We start from the raw sequence: 19,672 nt of genomic DNA, 5'->3' as shown, positions 1-19,672 counted from the left end.
CTCACGCAAGCCGCGCCATCAAGCGCGCCGGGCGCTGAGCAATCTCAGTGCTCCGCGCCCGGCCCGCCTCATGCGCTAAGCAACCCGGAAACCCGCCCCGGTCGCGCGTTCGATGGCCCGGAGAGCACCGCGTTCGGCGTTGCCGCAGAACGAGATGGCGATGCCGCTTGCACCCGCGCGGGCGGTGCGGCCGATGCGATGGACATAATCCTCGGGCTGCGCCGGCAGGTCGAAATTGATGACGTGCGAGACCGCGGCGACATCGATGCCGCGCGCCGCGATGTCGGTCGCAACCAGCACGCGGGCGCGGCCATCGCGGAAGCGCTCCAGCGCCTTGCCGCGCGCCGCCTGGCTTTTATTGCCGTGGATGGCACTGACCTCGACCCCGTCGGCACCGAGGGTTTCGGCAAGACGGTCGGCGGCGCGCTTGGTGCGAGTGAAAACCAACACCCGCGACAGCGCCGGATCGGCGAGCAGGCGGCTGAGCAACGCCCGCTTGCCGGCGGGATCGACGAAATGCACCTGCTGCTCGATCCGCGCGGCCGAGATCTCGGTGCGCGCGATTTCGACGCGCGCCGGGCGCGCGAGCAGGGTTTCGGCGAGCTTGCCGACCGCAACCGGCATCGTCGCCGAAAACAACGCGGATTGCCGCGCCGCCGGCAAGGCTCCGATGATGCGGCGAATATCGGCGATGAAGCCGAGATCGAGCATGCGATCCGCCTCGTCGAGCACGAGATGGCGAACCTCGTGCAGGCGGAGTTCGTTGGTCGCCATCAGGTCACGCACCCGCCCGGGCGTCCCGACCACGATATCGACCCCGGGGCGCATCCGCTGCACCTGCGCATGCCGGCTCAGGCCGCCGACGATGGTCACCAGACGCCGGCGCGCGACCCCGCCGAAAGCGAGCAGGCTGGCCTCGATCTGCAACGCAAGCTCACGCGTCGGCGCGAGGATCAGGGCGCGGGTGGTGAAGGGGCCGAGCGGCGAGGCTGGCGGGGCCGCGGCGAGGTGGTGGAGGATCGGCAACGCGAAAGCCGCGGTCTTGCCGGTGCCGGTTTCGGCGATGCCGAGCAGGTCACGCCCGGCGAGAAGCGGCGGAATGGCCCCGGCCTGGATCGGCGTCGGGGTTTCGAAACCCGCCCGCGCCAGGGCGCGAAGGAGCGGCTCGGCAAGGCCGAGGCTAGCAAAACTCATGGATGGCACGAAAATTCATCTCCAGCGCCCAAGCGCCGCGCTTGCGGCATGACCTGGCGCTCATGCTGTCCGCCTGCCCGCGCGATACCGGGGCGAACGATTGATAACGGAAATTCCGCGGCTAAAGCGCGCCGATATTAGCGGCGCGCCGATCACGCGATGCGCGGAACGCCCTCTCTATCCTTCGCATCCGCAAAAAATGCAAGGGAATTCGGCCGGCGGCGTGCCGGCGCGCTTGGTCGGATGCCGCGGTCATGGGATAAAGGCTTGCCGCCGGTGGTTTTTTTCCTCATCTTGCGGCGATCAGGCATGACGCAATCTTCTCCCTTCCGCGCTGACCGGCCGGCCATCGCGCGGCTCGAACACCCGGTTTGCACCGTGGTGATCGACGCCGAGGAGGATTTCGACTGGCTCACGCCCGTCGAGGGCACCGGCTTCACCACCGATTGCATGCGCCAGATCGCCGATCTGCACGAAATCCTCGGCGCCTATGGCGCGGTGCCGACCTATCTGCTGACCTACCCGATCCTCGCCGACGAGGACGTCGTCCGGCTCATCCGCCGCCAGCTCGAACGCGAACAATGCGCTGTCGGCGTGCAGTTGCACACCTGGGTGACGCCGCCGCTCGGCGCCGAGGCGAGCCGGCGTTTTTCCTTCTCGGGCAATCTCGATGCCGGCCGGGAGGAGCAAAAATTGCTCGCGCTCAAGGCGAAATTCACCGACTGCTTCGGCTTTCCCCCCACCATCCATCGCGCCGGGCGCTATGGCATCGGCGCGCAAACCGCAAATCTCCTCGAAAAACATGGTTTTTTGATCGACACCAGCCTCGCCCCGCGCACCAGCTTCACGCCCGAGGGCGGGCCAGATCACAGCGGCTATGATTATCGGCCCTTCTGGTTCGGCGAGCAGCGCGACCTTCTGGAATTGCCGCTTTGCCGCAGCGTCGTCGGCTGGGGGGGCGAGCTGGGACGCTGGCTTTATCAGACCCTGTCGGGGCCGCGCATGACGCGGCTGCGTGTGCCCTCGCTCCTCACCCGCTCGCGCTGCGCCGAGCGCATCACCCTCTCGCCCGAAGGCAATGACGCCTCAGCGATGCGGCGATTGGTGCGCCATCTCCGCCGGCGCGGCGAGATGATCTTTCCGCTCAGTTTCCATAGCTCCTCGCTGGCGCCGGGCCGCAACCCTTATGTCCAGACCCGCGCCGATCTGCACTATTTCTATGACCGCCTTTCCGAGGAACTCGATCACTTCGCACGCGTGCTCGGCGGCCGCTTCGCGGCACTGGCCGAAATCCCTGCCCTCCTCGCCCCGCCGCCGGAGCGTCGGGCGTGAGCGGGGGCGCGCGCAAAGACCGCAAAGTGTTGCTGGTGGTCAATAATTTTCCCCCCGTGCGGGGCGGCTCGGCGGTGGTCTACGCCAATCTCGCCCGCCATGGCGGCGGCCGGATCATGGTGCTCGCGCCGCGCATCAGCTACGCCGACGGCCTGCCTTTGATCGGCTGGCGCGAATATGACCGCAAGGCGCCCTTTCCGATCCGCCGCCTGACGCTGCTCCGCACCGTGATCGCACCGCCGCGCGGCCAGTGGTTCGGCAAGCTTCGTTTCCGCGTGAGCGATATGCTGATCCGCCTGCGTCTCGCCGCGACCGTGCTCTGGCTGATCGCGCATGAGGGGATCGGGGCGGTTTGCCTCGGCGAATTACTCGCCAGCGGCTGGCTGGTCGGTCTGCTCCGCTACATCCCCGGCATCACCACCCTGGTCTATGTCCATGGCGAGGAAATCACCACCGATGACCCCTACGATCCCGACTATCGCCGCCGCCGCCGCGGCTTGCTCGGGGTCGATCACGTCATCGTCGTCAGCCGCTTCACCCTCGGTGCGGTGCGCCGGCTCCTCGGCGCCGAAAGCAAGGCGCGCATCAGCCTGATCGAAAACGGCGTCGATACCGCCCGCTTCCGCCCGGCCGCCAAACGCGCCGATCTTTTGCGCCTCTATCGGCTCGCCGGCGCCTTCGTGTTCGTCTCGGTATGCCGGCTTTTGGAAAAAAAAGGCATCGACCAGGCAATTCGCGCTTTCGCCGAAATCGCGCCGGCGCGGCCCGCGATCCGCCTGCTCATCGTCGGCCAGGGGCCCTACCGGGCGCGGCTCGAGGCGATCGCGCGGGAAGCGGGGGTCGCGGACAAGGTGGTTTTCACCGGCCTCGTGCCGGAGGATGATCTGGTCGATCATTATTGCCTCGGCGATGTCTTCGTAATGCCCAACCGCGCGCTTCCCGATGGTGACACCGAGGGTTTCGGCCTGGTTTTTCTCGAAGCCAATAGCTGCGGCCTGCCGGTCATCGCCGGGCGCGACGGCGGCAGCACCGATGCGGTGGCGGATGGCGTGAATGGCATCGTCGTCGATGGCGGCTCGGTCGCGGCGATCGCCGGCGCGATGGCGCGCTTGCACGACGATGCCAATCTCCGCGCAACCCTCCGCCGCCAGGGTCTTGCCACCGCCGCCGCCGCCGGTTGGGAGGAGAAAAGCGCGGCCTTTGTCCGGCTCGCCCTCGACGGCGATGCGCTTCCTGGCGACGAAGCGGTGGCAAAGATGCCGCCGAGCGGGGCTTAGGCGCGGCGATGTCACTTGGCCCCTTCGCCGTTGCCCTCATTGTGCCGCCGCTCAATCTGGTGCCGCTCGGCCTCGCTGGGGTCGCGCTCGCCGCGCTGACGCGCTGGCGGCGGATGGGGCTTGCCATCGCCGGTGTCGCGCTCGCCGGCCTGTTGGGGCTCGCGCTGCCTTTCACTGGCGGTCTGCTGATCGCCTCCCTCGAACGCCATTTGCCCCTCGTTCCCCCCGCCAATGACCCGCCGCGCGCCATCGTCGTGCTCGCCGCCGAGGTCGAGCACGGCACCCGCGATCCCGGGGCGGATGACGTCGCCGACAGCATGGCGGTCGATCTCGGCCCGCTCACGGTCATGCGTTTGCGCGCCGCCGCCACCCTCGCCCGGCGCACCGGGCTGCCGGTGCTGGTCAGCGGCGGCAAGCCGCCGGACGGTTCGATCTCGCTCGCCGCGCTGATGGCGGCAAGCTTGCAAGACGATTTCGGCATCCCGGCGCGCTGGCGCGAAGACCGCTCGGAAGATACTTGGGAAAACGCCGTCGACAGCGCCGCTATCCTCCGCAGCGAAGGGATCGGCTCGGTCTATGTCGTGACCCACGCCTGGCACATGAGGCGAGCGCTGATCGCCTTTCGCCATGCCGGAATTAACGCGACCGCCGCCCCGGTTCTGCTCGATCACGCGCCGACCGGGATCGTGAGCGATTTCGCCCCCCGCATGAGTGGCTGGCGGATGAGCTTTTATGCCCTGCATGAGTGGATCGGCTGCCTTTATTATGCCTGGCGCCGCTGATTGGATGGAGATTTTCGCGACATCGCGCCTCGATGACCTGCCCGAGACGATATTCCCGCCGGCAGCGGCGGATTTTTTCTCCTCGCGCCTCTGGTATGAAACGGTGATCGACGCGGCGCTGCCGGATGGGGTCGCGCCGTGTTTCGTTGCGGCGAAACGCCATGGCGTCGTCCGCGCGGTGTTCCCGCTCCGGCTCGATCCCGCCGGTCCGGCGAGCCTCACCACCCCTTATACCTGCCGCTACGCCCCGCTCTTCGCGGCTGACGCCGATCAGGAGGAGCGCGTGGCGGCGGCGGCTTCGTTCGGGCGATTTTGCCGACGCTATCCGGTGGTGCGGCTCGACGCGTTGGCCAGCGGGACGCCGGATCTCATGGGGCTTGCCGCGGGCGCACGGGCGGCGGGGCTCATCGTCCGGCAATTCCGGCATTTCGGCAATTGGCACGAGGCTCTCGCCGGGCGTGATGTCGCCGCCTACCTCGCTGGCCGGCCGGGCTCGCTGCGCGAGACCATCCGGCGCAAGCTCCGCCGCGCCGAGGCGCGCACCGAGATGTCGATCTTCGCGACAGAAGACGGGCTGGAGGCCGGGATCGCCGCGTTCGAGCAGGTCTATGCGCGGAGTTGGAAGGAGCCGGAGCCGTTTCCGCGCTTCAATGCCGCGTTGATGCGCGCCGCCGTCGCGCGCGGCCTGCTGCGTCTGTTCGTGCTTAAGGACGCCTCCGGCCCGATCGCGGTGCAGTTTTGGATCGTCGCCGGCGGGATCGCGACGGTGCTGAAGCTCGCCCATGACGAAGCCGCCCGCGACCTCTCGCCCGGCACCATTTTGACGGCGCACGCGATCCGCACCCTGATCGCAGGTGACGGGGTAACGGCGCTTGATTTCGGCCGCGGTGACGATCCCTATAAATCGCTCTGGGCGAGCGCGCGCCGCCAGCGGGTCGGGCTTTTGCTGATCAATCCGCGCCGCCCCGCGGGCCTCGTGACCCTTGCGCGTCACATGGCTGGCGAGATGCGCCGGTCGCTGCGCGGCACGCTTTCCTTGCCGGGCCGCCCGCGCCGGCGCGCCCCGCACTCTCGCGACTGAAGGAGCCCCATGCGCATTCTCTACAGCCATCGCATCCAGTCGCGTGACGGCCAAAGCGTGCATGTCGAGGAAATGATCGCCGCCCTGCGCGCCGAAGGCGCCGAGGTTCTGGTGGTCGGGCCGGGATTTTATGAGCAATCCGGCTTCGGCGGCGAAAGCCGGCTCGTCGCCCTCGCGCGCCGTCTGCTGCCAGGCGCGCTCGCCGAGATCGCCGAACTCGCCTACAACATTCCCGCTTATCGCCGCCTTCGCCGTGCCGCGCGCGCCTTTCGCCCCGATCTCATCTACGAGCGCTACAATCTTTTCTATCTCGCCGGCGCCTTTCTCGCGCGACGCGAAGGAATTCCGTTTTTTCTCGAAGTCAACGCGCCGCTCGCCGAGGAGCGGGTGCGATTTGGCGGGCTCCGCCTGGTGCGGCTGGCGCGCTGGGCCGAGCGTTATGTTTGGCGCGCCGCCGATCGCGTTTATGCCGTGACCGGCGTGCTGGCCGGCATGATCGTTGAGGGTGGCGTTGCGAAAGAACGCATCAGCGTGACCCCGAACGGCATCGATCTCGCGGCGTTTCCCGAGCCCGGCAACGGTGCGATCAGGCGCGAGGCGCTGACGCTCGGCTTTACCGGTTTCGTGCGCGCGTGGCATGGCCTCGATGCGGTGATCGCGGCGCTGGCGCAACCGGATGCCGACCCGCGCCTTCGCCTCGTCATCGCCGGTGACGGTCCGGCACGGCCGCATCTCGAACACCAGGCGGCGGCGCTCGGCCTCGCGGCGCGGGTCCGCTTCACCGGGCTCGTCGGCCGGGCGGCGATACCGGCGCTGGTCGCAGAGTTCGATATCGCCTTGCAGCCGCGCGTCGTCGCTTACGCCTCACCGCTCAAGATTTTCGAATACATGGCCGCCGGCCGCGCCATCGTCGCCCCGGATCAGCCCAATATCCGCGAAATCCTCGACCATGAGCGGAACGCGCTGCTCTTTGATCCGAACCAGGAGGGCGCGATGTGGGCGGCGATCATGCGCCTTGCCGGCGATCCCGACCTCCGCGCCCGGCTCGGCGCCGAAGCCCGTGCCGACATCATCCGCCGCGACTATACCTGGGCCGGCAATGCGCGCCGCGTCCTCGCCGAGGCCGGCGCCGTGATTGGCGGGCGATAATCCCCGTTTGGGATCACGATCAGTCTAGAGCGCGATCGGTTTAAGTCGATCACGCTCTACCCCTATTTTGGCGAGCACGTTGGCCGGTTTTGATGGAACAGGATGGTTCAATCAAAACCTACCTTGCTCTATCGCACGCCGCCCGGCCACAACACCACGCGCAAGGTCTGGGCGATGATCAGGAGATCGAACAGAATATTGAAATTTTTTACGTAATAGAGATCGTAGCTGAGCTTCGAGCGGGCATCGTCGATCGAGGCGCCGTAGGGGTAATTGATTTGCGCCCAGCCGGTGAGGCCCGCCTTGACGATGTGGCGCTCATGATAGAGCGGCAATTGCGCGGCGAGCATGCCGACGAAGGCGGGCCGCTCCGGGCGCGGGCCGACCAGGGACATGTCGCCGATCAGAACATTGAAGATCTGCGGCATCTCATCGATGCGGGTGCGGCGCAAAAACGCGCCGACGCGGGTGATGCGGTTATCCTTATCGGCCGCCCAAACCGCGCCCTGGCGTTCGGCATCGACGCGCATGGTGCGCAGCTTGACGATCCGGAAAATCCGCCCGTTGCGGGTCACCCGCTCCTGACCATAGAAAATTGGGCCATTATCGTCGAGCTTGATCGCGATCGCCGCCGCAAGCAGAAACGGGGTGAAGGCGAGCAGCAAAACGAGGCTCACCCCGAGATCGAGGGCGCGTTTGAAGACGCGACTGACGAGGCCGAGCTGAAACCCGTCCGAATAGAGCAGCCAGCCGAGTTCCATCCGCTTGAGATCGATGCGGCGGATCTCCTTCTCGACGACGTCGAGATATTGCTTGACCGGAAATCCGGCGATCTTGCACGCGAGCAGACTCTCGAGATCCATCCCGCGCCGCTCGTCCGGGGCGACGATGATCTGCTCGACACCGAAACGCCGGGCGGCAGCGAGCACACCCTGCCCGCTCGCCGGGACGATCGGCCCGGCAGTGCCGTCGGCAAGGCGGGGATCGATCTCGCCGAACACCGGATCATGGGCGAAAGCGATCTCATAATGAACGCCGCGCCCCTCTTTCCCCAGCATCCAGACCAGATCCCAGGCCCGGCGCCCGGCGCCGATGATCAGCACGCGGCGGCGGAACAGGCCTTGCTCGCGCAAGCCGTAAAACACCACCCGCGCGAACGCGCCGCTGGTCACGCCAGTGCCAAGCGCGGCGCTGAACAACAATGCCTGATTATGCAGCGGCAGCGCTGGCGCGAGGGTGGTGAGCACGGCGATTGGCGCCGCAACCCCCAGGGCGCCGAACCCAACCGCGAGCGGCAGGCGGGCCAGAGCCTTGCGGGTCTCGAGAATCATGTCGCGGCGATAAAGGCCGAGCGCGTAGAGACCGGCGAGCATGGCGGCGGGATAAAGCAGCCATGTCACTGCGATGATCGGGGTCGACATGGGCTGGCGCGCGAGCGCCGCGAGCGCCGCGAACCCGGCCCGCGAGATCACCGCGAGAAAAGCGCAATCGAGGAGAAACAGCGCAAGCCCCGGCGACGGGCCGGAAAACCGCCCGCCCGTGCCGCTGCCGCCGGCATCGCCGCGCCGCGAGGGAAACGGCCCATGTCCCGCGCGGTCATCTTCGGTCGCAACGAACCCGCTCTTGACCCCACCCATACCTGAGCGCTTTCCCTGTGTCGTCCGGCCGCGTGGAATAGCACGAATTCCTTAATAATCCGCTGATGTTTCGGGATCTTGCCGCGATGTTAGCCGGCGGTGCGGCGGGCCTGCTCCCAGAAGGCGCGATAATCATAGGTCGGGTAGAATTCCGTGCTATAGCCGCCCCAGGCGGCGCTTTCGACGACGACATTGACTTCGCGAAGCTTTTCCGGCGGCAGGCTGAGAATGACGACCTGGCCGATGCCCATCATCACATACCAGCCGACGATCTCGACCCCGGCCGGCGGGAATTTTTTGAACCAGCCGGTCTCTTTCAGGTGAGCGTTGATTTCGCCGAGCGTCTTCTTCTCGTCATGGCGCAGGAAAATCGTCAGCATGACCCGCCCGGGAGGCAAATCGCCCGGCGGCGCGGCCGGCGGTGCATCGGCGCGGGCACGATCGGGCTTGATGAAGGCCGCGAACGGCAGGCAAGCGAGCAGGCGGGCGAGGGTGCGGCGCGGCGCGGCAATTGCGGTCGGTTGGGTCATCATCACTCCTCCGTTTGGGACAGCAAAAGCCCGACCGCCGCCGCAGGCGCGTGGGCGGCAGCGGCGCGATCGGCGAAAAGCGGCTGGCATCGGCGCCCGAGCCGGGCGGCGAGGCGGCGCATCAGCGCCTCCCCGACGCCCGCGGTGATCACCGGCGCCGCCGCCGGGAGCGGGCAGCGCGAGAGCACCAGGAGGGCTGCGTCATGGATCCGACGAAGCTGCGCCTCGGCGAGAAACGCGGCGAGATCGCGCCACGCCAGCGGGCTTGCGGTGCCGGCATCGCGCCCGAGCATGCGGGCGAGCCGGGCGATCGACGCGGCCACGGTCTTTTCCCGCCCATCGGCCGCCGGCAACTGATCATTGGCCTCGTCGAGTTCGCCGAGAATCCGGTAAAGATCGGCACTGGTCGCGAAATGCTCGGCGGCGAGCGGGGTCCAGACGCCATCGAACGGCACAAGCTCGGCCAGCGCCATGACGAAGCTCCGCGTAAGCCCGGTATAGACCAGTTCGCCCGTGGCGAGCCGCTCGCCATCGGTCGCACCATGCGCGGCAACACCGCCGGCGAGGATCGGAATGAGGTCGGTGGTCGTCGAGCCGCAATCGGCAAACAGCGCGGCCGGGTGGGCGCGGGCGGCGAGCGACGCCGAGGCGTGCCAGTTCGCGGACGCAATGGCGCCCTCATGCCCCGCGGCAGCGGCGACGAAACCCGCCCGCCCGGCGTAGAACATGACCGGCGCGGGGGCGAGGGCGGCGGTGATCAGGGCTGCAATCTCGCGCACCCCGGCGCCGCGATCGGGGAAAATATCGGCGAGTTCGCCGGTCATGGTGACCGCATGGCGTTCGGCGGGGCCGAGTTCGCGCCGCATCTCGGCGATCGCCGTCTCCAGCCGCGCGAGGCCAAGCCAGAGCGGCGCCGGCGCCTGCCGCGCGGCAACGACCTCGCCACCCCCACCCTCGCCGCTCTCGATCCGCGCCGCCTTGAGATGCGCGCCGCCGATATCCCAGCCGATCACCGCCACCATGCCGCCCCCTCCGTTGCGAGAGGATGCACTGCGCGCCGGTCTTGTGCCAAGCTCACGCCAAGAGATCAGCGAGGAAACGCATGCCACAGGACGATGACGAAGACGGCGGCGGGATTCCGGCGCGGCTCGACCGGCTGCCTTGGACGCCGCGGCATTGGGTTCTGGTCGGCGCGCTCGGCGCCGGCTGGGTGCTCGATGGCTTGCAGGTGACCATCACCGGGGCGATCGCGCCGGCGTTGCAATATACCCAGACCCTGGCGCTGACGCCCCAGGAGATCGGGCTCTCCGCCTCCGCCTATGTCGCCGGCGCGGTGCTCGGGGCACTTGTGTTCGGGATGCTCGCAGACCGCTTCGGTCGGCGGCGGATTTTTTACCTGACGCTCGGTCTCTCGCTCCTCGGGATGGCGGCGAGCGGGCTTGCGATCGGTTTCAAAAGCTTCGCCATCGCCCGCGCGGTGACCGGCGGCGGCATCGGCGGCGAATACGCGGCGATCAACTCGGCGGTCGATGAATGGGTGCCGGCGCGGCTGCGCGGGCGGATCAATCTCGCGGTCAATGGCAGTTATTGGCTGGGGGCGGCGTTGGGGGCGGCGCTCAGTATCGTGCTTCTCGATACGCGCTGGTTTCCGATCACGATCGGCTGGCGGATCGGTTGCGCAAGCGGCGGCGTGCTCGGGCTCGGGGTGCTGCTGGTGCGGCGCTCGGTGCCGGAGAGCCCGCGCTGGCTCGCGCGAAACGGGCAGGCGGCGAAGGCGGCGGCGCTGGTGCGCGAGATGGAAGCCGCCGCCGAGCGCTGGACCGGGCGCCCGCTGCCGCCGCCATCGCGCAGCGCCGCTCCCATCGCGGCATCGCGCGAGGGGCGGGGGCGCGTTGCGCTTCTGCTCGGGCGCTATCGCCGGCGGAGCGCGCTCGCCCTCACTTTGATGACGGCGCAGGCGTTTTTGTTCAACGCGGTGTTTTTCACTTATGGGCTGGTACTGGCGCGATTTTACAGCGTCGCCGACCGCATGACCGGCCATTATCTCCTGGCGTTTTGCGTGAGCAACTTGCTCGGCCCGCTCATCCTCGGCCGGTTTTTCGACAGTTTCGGGCGGCGGCGGATGCTGGTGGTGAGTTTCGGCGCCGCCGGCGGGCTTTTGCTCGTGGTGACGCTGCTGTTTTTCTTCGGCCTGCTCTCCGCCTGGACGCAGACGCTGGGCTGGATGGTGGTCTTCTTTTTTGCCTCCGCCGCCGCTTCCGCCGCCTATCTCACGACCAGCGAGATTTTTCCGCTGGCGATGCGCGGCTTTGCGCTGGCGCTGTTTTTCGCGCTCGGCACCCTGATCGGCGGGGTCGCCGGCCCTGCGCTCTATGGCCGGCTGATCGCGCGCGGGAGCCGGTTCGCGCTCGCCGAGGGGTATGGGCTGGCGGCGGTGCTGATGGGGCTCGCGGCGCTGGCGGCGGCGCGGCTGGGGGTGGACGCGGAGAGAAAATCGCTCGAAAGCGTCTCGGAATAGCGGGCAGGAGGCGGCGATGGAGGTGATCCCGGTGATCGATCTCAAGGGCGGCGAGGTGGTCCATGCGCGGCGCGGCGAGCGCGCCGCTTACCGCCCGATCGAGACGCCGCTCGCCGTGGGTTCGGCGCCGGCGGCGGTGCTTTCGGGCCTGCTCGGGCTTTTCCCGTTCCGAAAAGTCTATGTCGCCGATCTCGATGCGATCGCCGGCGGCAGCGGGCATGAGGCGGTGCTCGCGGATCTGGCGGCGCGGTTCCCGTCGGTCGAATTCTGGGTCGATAATGGCGCGGCGACAGTGGCGGCGGCGCGCGGCTGGCTGGCCCGCCATCCGGGTGTTTTGGTGCTCGGGAGCGAGTCACAGGCCGACCTCTCCGTGCTTACGGCGCTGGCGCGCGAGCCGCGGGTGGTGCTGTCGCTCGATTTTCGGGGCGAGGATTTTTGGGGCCCGCCCTCCCTTCTCGCGGAGGTTTCGCACTGGCCGGCGCGGGTGATCGCGATGACGCTGGCGCGCGTCGGCGGGGGCGCGGGGCCGGATTTCGCGCGGCTTGCGGAGATCACGGCGCGGGCCGAGGGGCGGGCGGTTTATGCCGCCGGCGGGGTGCGTGATGCCGCCGATCTCGCGCATCTGGCGGCGGCGGGGATTGCCGGGGTTTTGGTTGCAAGCGCGCTCCATGCCGGCGCGCTCGATGGCGCGGCGCTGGCGCGGCTTGCGTGACGGGATGCGGGTCCGGTGCGTTGCTTGATGCGGCGGCGCAGCACAGGTCAGCGCCCCCAACTGAGCCCCCAACCCGCGCCCCCGCCGGCGCCATCGTCACGGCCGGTAAGGCGTCGTGGAATTCTACTACTCCGGCGCAAGCCCGGCAAAACGCGCGGCGCAGGTGAGGAATTTGGCGCCGCCATCCCCCGCCGGGGGCAGCGCCAGCGCCGGCAGGCCGCGCACATGGCCGCTCGCGATCAGCGTGCCACCGGCGAGCAGGGTTCGCGCCTCGGCCAGCGTCGTTTCGTTCAGCGGCAATTCGGTGTCGACGACGCGCGGCGCCTCGAGGGCGGCTGGGATCGTCCAGCCACCGCCGTCGGTTGCGGCGAAATGCAGCGTCGCCGCCAGGCCCGGCGGGCGCGGCGCCAGCGGGTGCGCGGTGTTCGAGAAGGTGAAGCTCATGCCGCCGCCGCGCTCGGCGACCAGGGTGAGGGCGGCGGGATCATCCTCCTCCTCCGGAAAGGCGGCGCGCGCGGTGCAGCGCTCGGGTGTCGCGTCGAACCGCCACGCGATAGCGCTCGCGCGCGGCGCGGCCGGCGGTGGCGCTTGGGTCGCGCAGGCGGCGAGGAGTGCAAGCAGCGGCAGGGCGGCCAATCGCCGCCCGAGACGGGTTTTTTTCGGCAAAGTTTTTTGGCTCTTTTTTTCACAAAAGACCATTCTTTCTTCCCTCATCCGACCGCGGCAAGCAGGCTGAGCACGCAGCAGGCCGCGACCGCCGCGACCGCCCCATAAATATCTCCCGTATAACCGCCGAGCCGCCGCGCCGCGAGCCCGGCGACGACGAAGAGCGCCAACCCCGCGATGAGCGCAACGCCAAGCGCCCGCCCCGGCCCGAGCAGCGTGAGCGCGAGCGCGCCGGCGAGCCCGACCCCGACAAGGCTCGCCCCCGCCGGCAGCCGGCCGAGCCCAGCGCCGAGCCCGTCCCGCCGCGCCGGGGCGAGCAGGAAGGGAACCCCGATCATCGCCGCGCGCGCGCTCGCGCCGGCCACCATCATCGCGGCCAGAACCGCGCCCGCCCCCCCCATCGCCGCAATCGCCGCGATCGCGCTCGCGCGAATACCGAGCGCCAAGATCAACGCCAGCGCGCCGAAGACACCGATCCGCGAATCACGCAGGATTTCGAGCCGGCGCGCGGGGCTCGCTTCGGCCCCGAGCGCATCGGCGCTATCGGCGAGCCCATCTTCGTGCAGGCCGCCGGCAACCCCGATCTCCGCCGCCAGCGCCCAGAACGCGGCGAGCCATGGCGGCAGATGCAGGGCGGCGGCGAGCACGTATGCGAGACCCCCGATCGCCCCGAGCAGCGCGCCGACCGGCGGAAACGCCCAGGCGATGCGCGGCGTCACCGCCCCGCCGCCGGCCGGAAGCCGCGAGAGCATGGCGAGCGCCGTTCGGAAATCGCCGATCAGGTCAGATTTTGTCGGCAACGCCCGCCTCGGCGAAGGTCGCCATGCCGGCATGGCAGGCGCAAGCGGCGCGGAGCAGCGGCACCGCGAGCGCCGCGCCCGATCCCTCGCCGAGCCGCATGCCGAAATCGAGCAGCGGCCGTTGCCCCAAAGCCTCGACCAGCAGCCGATGCCCGGCCTCGGCGGAGGCGTGGGCAACCAACGCGTGATCGAGGGCGCGCGGATTGAGGCGGGCGAGTGGCGCCGCGGCGGCGGTGACGACGAAGCCGTCGAGCAGCACCGGCACGCCATGCGCCCGCGCCGCCAGCACCGCGCCGAGAATGGCCGCGAGTTCGCGCCCGCCCAGCGTGCGCGCCACCGCCAGCGGATCGCCGAGATCGCCGGCATGGCGGGCGAGTGCTGCGTCGATCGCGGCGCGCTTTCGCGCCAGCCCCGCTTCATCGACACCGGCGCCACGCCCGGCCCAGCGCGCGCCGCCACCGCCGAGCAGAGCGGCGGCGATCGCGGCGGCGGCGGTGGTATTGCCGATCCCCATCTCGCCAAGACAGATCAAATCGGCGTCCGGGGCGACCGCCGCCATCCCGGCGCCGACGGCGGCAAGAAATTCCGCCTCGTCCATCGCCGGCGCGTGGACGAAGTTCGCCGTCGGCGTCTCGAGAGAGAGGGGAAAGACGCGAAGTTCGGCGCCGGCGACCTCGGCCAACTGATTGATCGCGGCGCCCTTGGCTGCAAAATTCGCCACCATCTGCGCCGTCACCGCGGCGGGATAGGCCGCGACCCCTTCGGCGACGACGCCGTGATTGCCGGCGAAAATGAGAATGTCAACGCGCTCGAGGCGTGGCATGGCGCGCCCCTGCCAGCGCGCGAGCCAGCACGCGATCTCCTCCAGCCGCCCGAGACTGCCCGGCGGCTTGGTCAAAATCTCCTGGCGCGCCCGCGCCTCGGTCTCGGCGGCGTCATTGCCGGGGCGGAGATCGTGGATGCGGGCGCGAAGCGCCGCGATACTGTTGTGTGCGGTCATGAGGTCTCCTCTTGCGCGATGACGTGAAAAAATCCGCCGCTGACCCGCCCGCGCCGGCCGCCGGCCGGGCCGAGACTCTCGCCCGCCGCGTCGGACAGGGTCGCGAGCGGCGGATCGATGCCCGAGTCGATGGCGCTCGCATAGTGGAATTCGTGCCCACGAAGCACCGCCCCGCGCGGCCCGAGCACGGAGGTGCCCCCGAGCACGGCGCGGCGATAGCCGAGCACCAGACGCCGGCCGGCGAAACTCGTGCCATGTCCGAGCAGGCCGAGCATCGGATGGCGCACCCCGTCCTGGTCTTCGAGATATTGCCCGAGCACCATATAGCCGCCACATTCGCCATGGATCGGGCGGGTCTCGGCGAAACGCGCCATGCTGGCGCGAAACCGGGCGGCTGCGGCAAGGGTTGCGGTATGGAGTTCGGGATAGCCGCCGGGAAGCCAGCAGACATCGGCGGCAGGCGGCGGCGGCTCGTCCTTGAGGGGGGAAAAGGGCAGGATTTCCGCCCCCTGCGCCCGCCAGCCGGCAAGAAGATGGGGATAGACGAAGCTGAACGCGCGATCCTGGGCCAACGCGATGCGCTGGCCAGGCGGCGGCAGGGCTGGCCGGAGAGGCAGAGAAAGCGCGGGCAGCGGGCGCGCTGCGGCCAGGATGGCGTCGCCATCGAGTGCCCGCTCGGCGATATCGGCGAGCGCGGCGATGCGGCCCTCGAGATCGGGATGTTCGCCGGCTTGCACCAGGCCGAGATGGCGAGCCGGCAGCGAAACTTCCTTATCGCGCGGAAAAGCACCAAAAACCGGGATCCCGACCGCCGCCATGGCGGGGAGAATGAGATCGCGATGGCGGGCACTCGCGACCCGGTTCAAAATCACCCCGGCAAGCGTGACGTCCGCGGCAAAGCGGGCAAAACCAGCGGCGACCGCGGCGGCGGACTGCGCCTGGCCAGTCACATCCTGGACCAGGATCACCGGAAGACCGAACCGCGCCGCAAGCGCCGCGCCCGCGCCGGCGCCGCCGCTGGCGCCGTCAAACAACCCCATCGCCGCCTCGATCACCAGGAGATCAGCTCCCTCGCCGGCCGCGGCGAGGAGGCCCGCGAGCAGCGCCGGCGCCATCGCCCAGCTATCGAGATTGAACGCGGGCTGGCCGGTCACAGCGGCATGAAAAGCGGGATCGATGTAATCCGGCCCCGCTTTCGCGGCCCGCACCCGCACCCCGCGCCGCGCCAGCGCCGCCAGAACCGCCAGCGTCAGCGTCGTCTTGCCAGCGCCCGAGGATGGCGCGGCGATGATCAGCCCGCGTGCGCTCATGGCAGTGAAGACAAAAGAAAGGATCTTCTTTTTCTGAAGAAAAAGAAGCAAAAAGACTTTTGTCCGTTATTTTTGCGGGGACGCGCGTCGACCGCTCTGCCAACGAACAAAAGTTTTTTGGTTCTTTTTTTCAAAAAAGAACGATTTCTTCTGATAAAAACCCCTATCTCTGGCACCCAGGCGCAGTGCGCGATATAGCGAGTGGCGTGAACGATGCCCGCCCGCTCCGCCGGGGCTGGACCACCGGCGCTTGCGCCACCGCCGCGGCCAAGGCGGCCTATGCGGCGTTGCTCGCCGGTGCCTTCCCCGACCCCGTCACCATCACCCTGCCCGGCGGCGGCGAAGCGGCCTTCGCCCTCGCCGAAACCGCGCACGGCGCCGATTTCGCGACCGCCGGCGTGGTCAAGGACGCTGGCGACGACCCCGATATCACCCATGGCGCGCTGATCCGGGTCCGCGTTTCGCCCGCGCCAGCCGGCGCCGGCGTTGTCTTTCGCGCCGGCCCCGGGGTTGGCACGGTCACCCGCCCGGGCCTGCCGATCCCGCCTGGCGAGCCGGCGATCAACCCGGTGCCGCGCCAGATGATCCGCGCCGCGATCGGCGAAATCGCCACAAGCCACGGCGCGGCCGGCGATGTCGTCGTCGAGATCGCCATCGAAAACGGCGAGAAGCTCGCCGAAAAGACGCTGAACCCGCGGCTTGGCATCCAGGGCGGGCTTTCGGTGCTCGGCACCACCGGGATCGTCATCCCCTATTCCTGCGCCGCCTGGATCGCCAGCATCCAGCGCGGCATCGACGTCGCCCGCGCCGCCGGGCTCACCCATATCGCCGGCGCCACCGGGCGAACCTCGGAAGCGGCGGTGCGGCGGCTGCACGGCCTCCCCGAGACGGCCCTGATCGACATGGGCGATTTCGTTGGCGGGATGCTGAAATATCTCCGCCAGCACCCGGTGCCGCGGCTCTCGATCGCCGGCGGCATTGCGAAGCTCACCAAGCTCGGCCAAGGAAGGCTCGATCTCCACGCCAAGCGCGGCTTGGTCGATTTCGCCGCGCTGGCGACCCTCGCCGAACGTGCCGGCGCGCCAGCGCCGCTTGCCGATGCCATCGCGCGCGCCGAAACCGCGCTCCATGCCGAAACGCTCGCGCGCGATGCCGGCTTCGCGCTCGCCGATGCCATCGCCGGCGCCGCCTGGACGGTTGCGGCCGATGTGCTGGCAGGCAGCGGCATCGCGCTCGAAATTCTGGTTTTCGATCGCGGCGGCGATCTCCGCGGCCGCGCGCCCTTTGCCCCGGTTCATGGCGCCCCGCGGAACCGGCGCACGTAAGCGGCGTCATAGAGCGCGCTTTCGGCGAAATCCTCTTCCGCCAGCGCCGGCCCGACCAGGATCAGGGCGCTCCGCCCAATCGGGTCGGCGGCCAGGCGCGCCTCGATATCGCCGAGCCGGCCCCAGACGATGCGCTGATCCGGCCAACTCGCCCGGGCAACGACCGCAACCGGACAATCCGCGCCGAAAACCGGCATAAGCTCGCCAACCACCCGCGCCAGCGCCTGGATCGCGAGATGGATGGCAAGCGTCGCCCCGGTCGCGGCAAAGGCGCTCAGGCGTTCGCGCGCCGGCATTTTCGAGGCGCGGCCGGAAATCCGCGTCAGCACCACGCTCTGCGCGCGCTCGGGCAGTGTCAATTCGCGCCCGATCGCGGCGGCGGCGGCGGCGAAGGCGGGAACCCCCGGGGTCAGCGTATAGGGAATACCGTGGCGGCCAAGACGCCTGATCTGCTCGGCGACCGCGCTATAGACCGCGAGATCGCCCGAGTGCAGCCGCGCGACATCCTCACCATGCGCGTGGGCCGCAAGAAACTCGCGCTCGATGGCATCGAGCGACAGCGGCGCGGTATCGACGAGGCGCGCCCCCGGCGGGCAGAACGCCAGAATCTCAGGGGCAACCAGCGAGCCGGCGTAAAGACAGACCCGGCAACGGCCGAGCAGATCGCGGCCGCGGAGGGTGATGAGATCGGCCGCCCCAGGCCCCGCGCCGATGAAATGCACCGTCATCGCGGGACGCCTTCGGCAAGCGCGCAGGTGACGCCTTCGCCGGTGATGCGGGGGAGGATGAGCCGCGCCCCCGGGGCGAGCGCCGCTAACGCCGCCGCCTCGGCGATGGCGGCGAACCCGGTTGCCCGCCGCGCCGCGTCCGACTGAGTTTGCGTCTCCTCCTGCGCGCCCGCGAGGGCATTCTCCCCGATCAGGCAAAGCGGCAGGCCGAGTGCGGTGGCAGCGGCGGCGAAGGCGGCTTCCTCGCGCTTGAAATCGGGGATGGCAAGCCGGGTCGGGCGCGCGCCGGAAGCGGCCTCGGCATCGCGCAAGATCGCCAGAACCGCCGCGAGCGCGACCCCGCGCCGGCAGCCGAGGCCAGCCACCACCACCGCGTCCGTCACGGTTTTTCCACCGCCCATTGCGTCACCGTCATCGCCGGGCGAAACCCGTGCAACGTCCCGAGCGCCTCGAGCCGCTCGATCCCGACCCGCGTCATCCGCCCGCCAAACGCCGCACGTGCCGCGATCAGCACCATTTCGGTTTCGATCGCAACGGCATGCGCAACCAGCCGCCCGCCCGGCGCAAGAGCCGCCCAAACGGCCTCGATCACCCCTTCGGCGCGCGCGCCGCCGCCGATGAAAACGGCATCGGGCCGGGAAAGCCCCGCCAGTGCCGCCGGCGCGGACGCTGCGACCACCTCGAGCCGCGGGACACCAAGATTTTCGGCATTGAGGCGAATGCGCGCCGCCCGCGTCGGGTCGGCCTCGATCGCGATCGCCCGGTTGGCGGGGTCGGCGAGCAGCCATTCGATCGCGACGGACCCAGCGCCGGCGCCGATATCCCAGAGTAATTCGCCCTGTCGTGGCGCCAACGCCGAAAGCGCCAGCGCGCGCGCCTCGCGTTTGCTGATCTGCCCGTCATGCGCGAAGAAATCATCGGCGAGCCCGGCGGCGCGCGGAATGACCGCGGCACCCGGCGTTGCCACGAGTTCGAGGGCGACGAGGTTGAGCGGGCCGATATCGTCGAGCGCGAAATCCGCGGCAAGGGTGTCGCGCCGGCGCTCACCCGGCCCGCCGAGCGCTTCGAGGACATGGATCCGGCTCGGCCCAAAACCGCGCGCGCGAAGCAGGGCGGCGACGGCGCCGGGCGTCGTCCCATCGGCCGAGAGCGCGAGAACGCGACGATGGGGCTGCATATGCGGGATGAGGGCGGCGAGCGGCCGGCCGCAGAGCGAGAGCGTTGTTACATGCTGAAGCGGCCAGCCGAGCCGGGCAGAGGCGAGCGAGAACGCGGACGGCGCCGGCAAAATCGCCATTTCCGCCATGGGCACGTGCTCGGCGAGCAGGCTGCCGAGGCTGAACCATAGCGGGTCGCCCGAGACCAGCACCACGACCGGGACACCACGGCGGGCGAGAATCGCCGGGATCGCGGTTTTCAAACGCGCCGGCCAGGCGATCGCCTCGCCGGTGATCAGCGAGGCGGCGAGGGCGAGATGGCGGGCGCCGCCGAACACCACCCGCGCCGCCGCAAGCCGTGCACGGGCCAGCGCTGAAAGCCCCTCGACACCATCCTCGCCAATGCCGAGAATCCCGAGCCATGGTTGATCCATTGTCACCGCACGTCGCCCCGGAAACGCCGCCACCCGACGC

20 protein-coding genes are annotated in these 19,672 nt (G+C 69.3%); 8 read left to right on the top strand and 12 right to left on the bottom strand.

Annotation, left to right across the window (positions count from 1 at the left end; genetic code table 11):
* Positions 1-75 precede the first annotated feature (75 nt).
* Positions 76-1,194 (bottom strand): DEAD/DEAH box helicase, encoded by a 1,119-nt coding sequence (locus tag DEF76_RS17955; protein WP_240319058.1) that lies wholly within the window; start codon positions 1,192-1,194, stop codon positions 76-78.
* Positions 1,195-1,346: 152 nt separating this feature from the next.
* Positions 1,347-1,505, bottom strand: coding sequence for a hypothetical protein (locus tag DEF76_RS19560; protein WP_162800745.1), 159 nt, complete (start codon positions 1,503-1,505; stop codon positions 1,347-1,349).
* On the opposite strand from DEF76_RS19560, the gene DEF76_RS17950 reads away from it, so the two are divergent.
* From DEF76_RS17950 to DEF76_RS17930, 5 genes are read left to right on the top strand one after another with little or no spacing between them, the layout of a single operon-like run.
* Positions 1,504-2,526 (top strand): polysaccharide deacetylase family protein, encoded by a 1,023-nt coding sequence (locus tag DEF76_RS17950; RefSeq protein ID WP_114913460.1) that lies wholly within the window; start codon positions 1,504-1,506, stop codon positions 2,524-2,526. The genes DEF76_RS19560 and DEF76_RS17950 overlap by 2 nt on opposite strands.
* On the top strand, positions 2,523-3,803 hold the full coding sequence (locus DEF76_RS17945) for a glycosyltransferase family 4 protein (RefSeq protein WP_114913459.1): 1,281 nt from the start codon (positions 2,523-2,525) through the stop codon (positions 3,801-3,803). The genes DEF76_RS17950 and DEF76_RS17945 overlap by 4 nt, the downstream gene beginning before the upstream one ends.
* An 8-nt stretch (positions 3,804-3,811) precedes the next feature.
* Complete coding sequence (locus DEF76_RS17940) at positions 3,812-4,585, top strand: YdcF family protein (protein WP_114913458.1); 774 nt, start codon at positions 3,812-3,814, stop codon at positions 4,583-4,585.
* A complete protein-coding gene (locus DEF76_RS17935; RefSeq protein ID WP_162800744.1) occupies positions 4,569-5,666 on the top strand; it encodes a GNAT family N-acetyltransferase in 1,098 nt (365 codons plus the stop codon). Before DEF76_RS17940 ends, DEF76_RS17935 begins: the two co-directional genes overlap by 17 nt.
* A gap of 9 nt (positions 5,667-5,675) precedes the next feature.
* The gene (locus DEF76_RS17930) at positions 5,676-6,815 is read left to right on the top strand and encodes a glycosyltransferase family 4 protein (protein WP_114913456.1); all 1,140 of its coding nucleotides are present in this window, start codon (positions 5,676-5,678) and stop codon (positions 6,813-6,815) included.
* A gap of 128 nt (positions 6,816-6,943) precedes the next feature.
* On the opposite strand, the gene DEF76_RS17925 is transcribed toward DEF76_RS17930, so the two are convergent.
* The 3 genes from DEF76_RS17925 to DEF76_RS17915 all read right to left on the bottom strand — a co-directional run bounded on the left by DEF76_RS17925 (position 6,944) and on the right by DEF76_RS17915 (position 10,004).
* Positions 6,944-8,452: a TIGR03013 family XrtA/PEP-CTERM system glycosyltransferase gene (locus DEF76_RS17925; protein ID WP_114913455.1), complete on the bottom strand. Its 1,509-nt coding sequence runs from the start codon at positions 8,450-8,452 to the stop codon at positions 6,944-6,946.
* 89 nt (positions 8,453-8,541) lie between these two features.
* Positions 8,542-8,982: a hypothetical protein gene (locus DEF76_RS17920; protein WP_240319057.1), complete on the bottom strand. Its 441-nt coding sequence runs from the start codon at positions 8,980-8,982 to the stop codon at positions 8,542-8,544.
* A 2-nt stretch (positions 8,983-8,984) separates the two neighbouring features.
* Complete coding sequence (locus DEF76_RS17915) at positions 8,985-10,004, bottom strand: hydantoinase/oxoprolinase family protein (protein WP_114913454.1); 1,020 nt, start codon at positions 10,002-10,004, stop codon at positions 8,985-8,987.
* A gap of 80 nt (positions 10,005-10,084) precedes the next feature.
* Here DEF76_RS17915 and DEF76_RS17910 point away from each other — a divergent pair, with 80 nt between their 5' ends.
* On the top strand, positions 10,085-11,500 hold the full coding sequence (locus DEF76_RS17910) for an MFS transporter (protein WP_114913453.1): 1,416 nt from the start codon (positions 10,085-10,087) through the stop codon (positions 11,498-11,500).
* A 16-nt stretch (positions 11,501-11,516) separates the two neighbouring features.
* Positions 11,517-12,212 (top strand): HisA/HisF-related TIM barrel protein, encoded by a 696-nt coding sequence (locus DEF76_RS17905; RefSeq protein ID WP_205216056.1) that lies wholly within the window; start codon positions 11,517-11,519, stop codon positions 12,210-12,212.
* Between the two features lie 126 nt (positions 12,213-12,338).
* Here DEF76_RS17905 and DEF76_RS17900 read toward each other — a convergent pair whose 3' ends face one another.
* Genes DEF76_RS17900 through DEF76_RS17885 form a run of 4 tightly spaced genes read right to left on the bottom strand, consistent with a single transcriptional unit; the run spans position 12,339 to position 15,988 of the window.
* Positions 12,339-12,878 carry a hypothetical protein gene (locus DEF76_RS17900; protein WP_162800743.1) on the bottom strand — a complete coding sequence of 180 codons (540 nt, stop codon included), beginning with the start codon at positions 12,876-12,878 and terminating at the stop codon, positions 12,339-12,341.
* Between the two features lie 44 nt (positions 12,879-12,922).
* A complete protein-coding gene (locus tag DEF76_RS17895; protein ID WP_162800742.1) occupies positions 12,923-13,678 on the bottom strand; it encodes an adenosylcobinamide-GDP ribazoletransferase in 756 nt (251 codons plus the stop codon).
* Positions 13,662-14,678 carry a nicotinate-nucleotide--dimethylbenzimidazole phosphoribosyltransferase gene (gene cobT / locus DEF76_RS17890; protein ID WP_114913450.1) on the bottom strand — a complete coding sequence of 339 codons (1,017 nt, stop codon included), beginning with the start codon at positions 14,676-14,678 and terminating at the stop codon, positions 13,662-13,664. Before cobT ends, DEF76_RS17895 begins: the two co-directional genes overlap by 17 nt.
* Positions 14,675-15,988, bottom strand: a complete 1,314-nt coding sequence (locus tag DEF76_RS17885; protein WP_114913987.1) for a cobyrinate a,c-diamide synthase — start codon at positions 15,986-15,988, stop codon at positions 14,675-14,677. Before DEF76_RS17885 ends, cobT begins: the two co-directional genes overlap by 4 nt.
* Before the next feature lie 206 nt (positions 15,989-16,194).
* Between DEF76_RS17885 and DEF76_RS17880 the strand changes: the two genes are divergently transcribed.
* Positions 16,195-17,313, top strand: coding sequence for a cobalt-precorrin-5B (C(1))-methyltransferase (locus tag DEF76_RS17880; RefSeq protein WP_114913986.1), 1,119 nt, complete (start codon positions 16,195-16,197; stop codon positions 17,311-17,313).
* Here DEF76_RS17880 and cobM read toward each other — a convergent pair.
* Genes cobM through cbiE form a run of 3 tightly spaced genes read right to left on the bottom strand, consistent with a single transcriptional unit; the run spans position 17,283 to position 19,632 of the window.
* Positions 17,283-18,041: a precorrin-4 C(11)-methyltransferase gene (gene cobM / locus DEF76_RS17875; protein WP_114913449.1), complete on the bottom strand. Its 759-nt coding sequence runs from the start codon at positions 18,039-18,041 to the stop codon at positions 17,283-17,285. The genes DEF76_RS17880 and cobM overlap by 31 nt on opposite strands.
* Entirely contained in the window at positions 18,038-18,424 is a 387-nt protein-coding gene (locus DEF76_RS17870) for a cobalamin biosynthesis protein (RefSeq protein WP_162800741.1), read from the bottom strand. Before DEF76_RS17870 ends, cobM begins: the two co-directional genes overlap by 4 nt.
* Positions 18,421-19,632 carry a precorrin-6y C5,15-methyltransferase (decarboxylating) subunit CbiE gene (gene cbiE / locus DEF76_RS17865; RefSeq protein ID WP_114913447.1) on the bottom strand — a complete coding sequence of 404 codons (1,212 nt, stop codon included), beginning with the start codon at positions 19,630-19,632 and terminating at the stop codon, positions 18,421-18,423. The genes DEF76_RS17870 and cbiE overlap by 4 nt, the downstream gene beginning before the upstream one ends.
* Between the last annotated feature and the right edge of the window lie 40 nt (positions 19,633-19,672).

The organism is Acidibrevibacterium fodinaquatile, assembly GCF_003352165.1.
Lineage (GTDB): Bacteria > Pseudomonadota > Alphaproteobacteria > Acetobacterales > Acetobacteraceae > Acidibrevibacterium > Acidibrevibacterium fodinaquatile.
This window is presented reverse-complemented; position numbering and strand designations above follow the sequence as displayed.

What these genes read in the sequence shown, in the direction of transcription:
- DEF76_RS17940 (WP_114913458.1), top strand. Translation starts at nt 3,812, where the DNA reads ATGTCACTTGGCCCCTTCGCCGTTGCCCTCATTGTGCCGCCGCTCAAT.
- DEF76_RS17950 (WP_114913460.1), top strand. Translation starts at nt 1,504, where the DNA reads ATGACGCAATCTTCTCCCTTCCGCGCTGACCGGCCGGCCATCGCGCGG.
- DEF76_RS17955 (WP_240319058.1), bottom strand. Translation starts at nt 1,194, where the DNA reads ATGAGTTTTGCTAGCCTCGGCCTTGCCGAGCCGCTCCTTCGCGCCCTG.
- cobM (WP_114913449.1), bottom strand. Translation starts at nt 18,041, where the DNA reads ATGACGGTGCATTTCATCGGCGCGGGGCCTGGGGCGGCCGATCTCATC.
- DEF76_RS19560 (WP_162800745.1), bottom strand. Translation starts at nt 1,505, where the DNA reads ATGCCTGATCGCCGCAAGATGAGGAAAAAAACCACCGGCGGCAAGCCT.
- DEF76_RS17925 (WP_114913455.1), bottom strand. Translation starts at nt 8,452, where the DNA reads ATGGGTGGGGTCAAGAGCGGGTTCGTTGCGACCGAAGATGACCGCGCG.
- DEF76_RS17935 (WP_162800744.1), top strand. Translation starts at nt 4,569, where the DNA reads ATGCCTGGCGCCGCTGATTGGATGGAGATTTTCGCGACATCGCGCCTC.
- DEF76_RS17905 (WP_205216056.1), top strand. Translation starts at nt 11,517, where the DNA reads ATGGAGGTGATCCCGGTGATCGATCTCAAGGGCGGCGAGGTGGTCCAT.
- cbiE (WP_114913447.1), bottom strand. Translation starts at nt 19,632, where the DNA reads ATGGATCAACCATGGCTCGGGATTCTCGGCATTGGCGAGGATGGTGTC.
- DEF76_RS17930 (WP_114913456.1), top strand. Translation starts at nt 5,676, where the DNA reads ATGCGCATTCTCTACAGCCATCGCATCCAGTCGCGTGACGGCCAAAGC.
- cobT (WP_114913450.1), bottom strand. Translation starts at nt 14,678, where the DNA reads ATGACCGCACACAACAGTATCGCGGCGCTTCGCGCCCGCATCCACGAT.
- DEF76_RS17915 (WP_114913454.1), bottom strand. Translation starts at nt 10,004, where the DNA reads ATGGTGGCGGTGATCGGCTGGGATATCGGCGGCGCGCATCTCAAGGCG.
- DEF76_RS17885 (WP_114913987.1), bottom strand. Translation starts at nt 15,988, where the DNA reads ATGAGCGCACGCGGGCTGATCATCGCCGCGCCATCCTCGGGCGCTGGC.
- DEF76_RS17910 (WP_114913453.1), top strand. Translation starts at nt 10,085, where the DNA reads ATGCCACAGGACGATGACGAAGACGGCGGCGGGATTCCGGCGCGGCTC.
- DEF76_RS17920 (WP_240319057.1), bottom strand. Translation starts at nt 8,982, where the DNA reads ATGACCCAACCGACCGCAATTGCCGCGCCGCGCCGCACCCTCGCCCGC.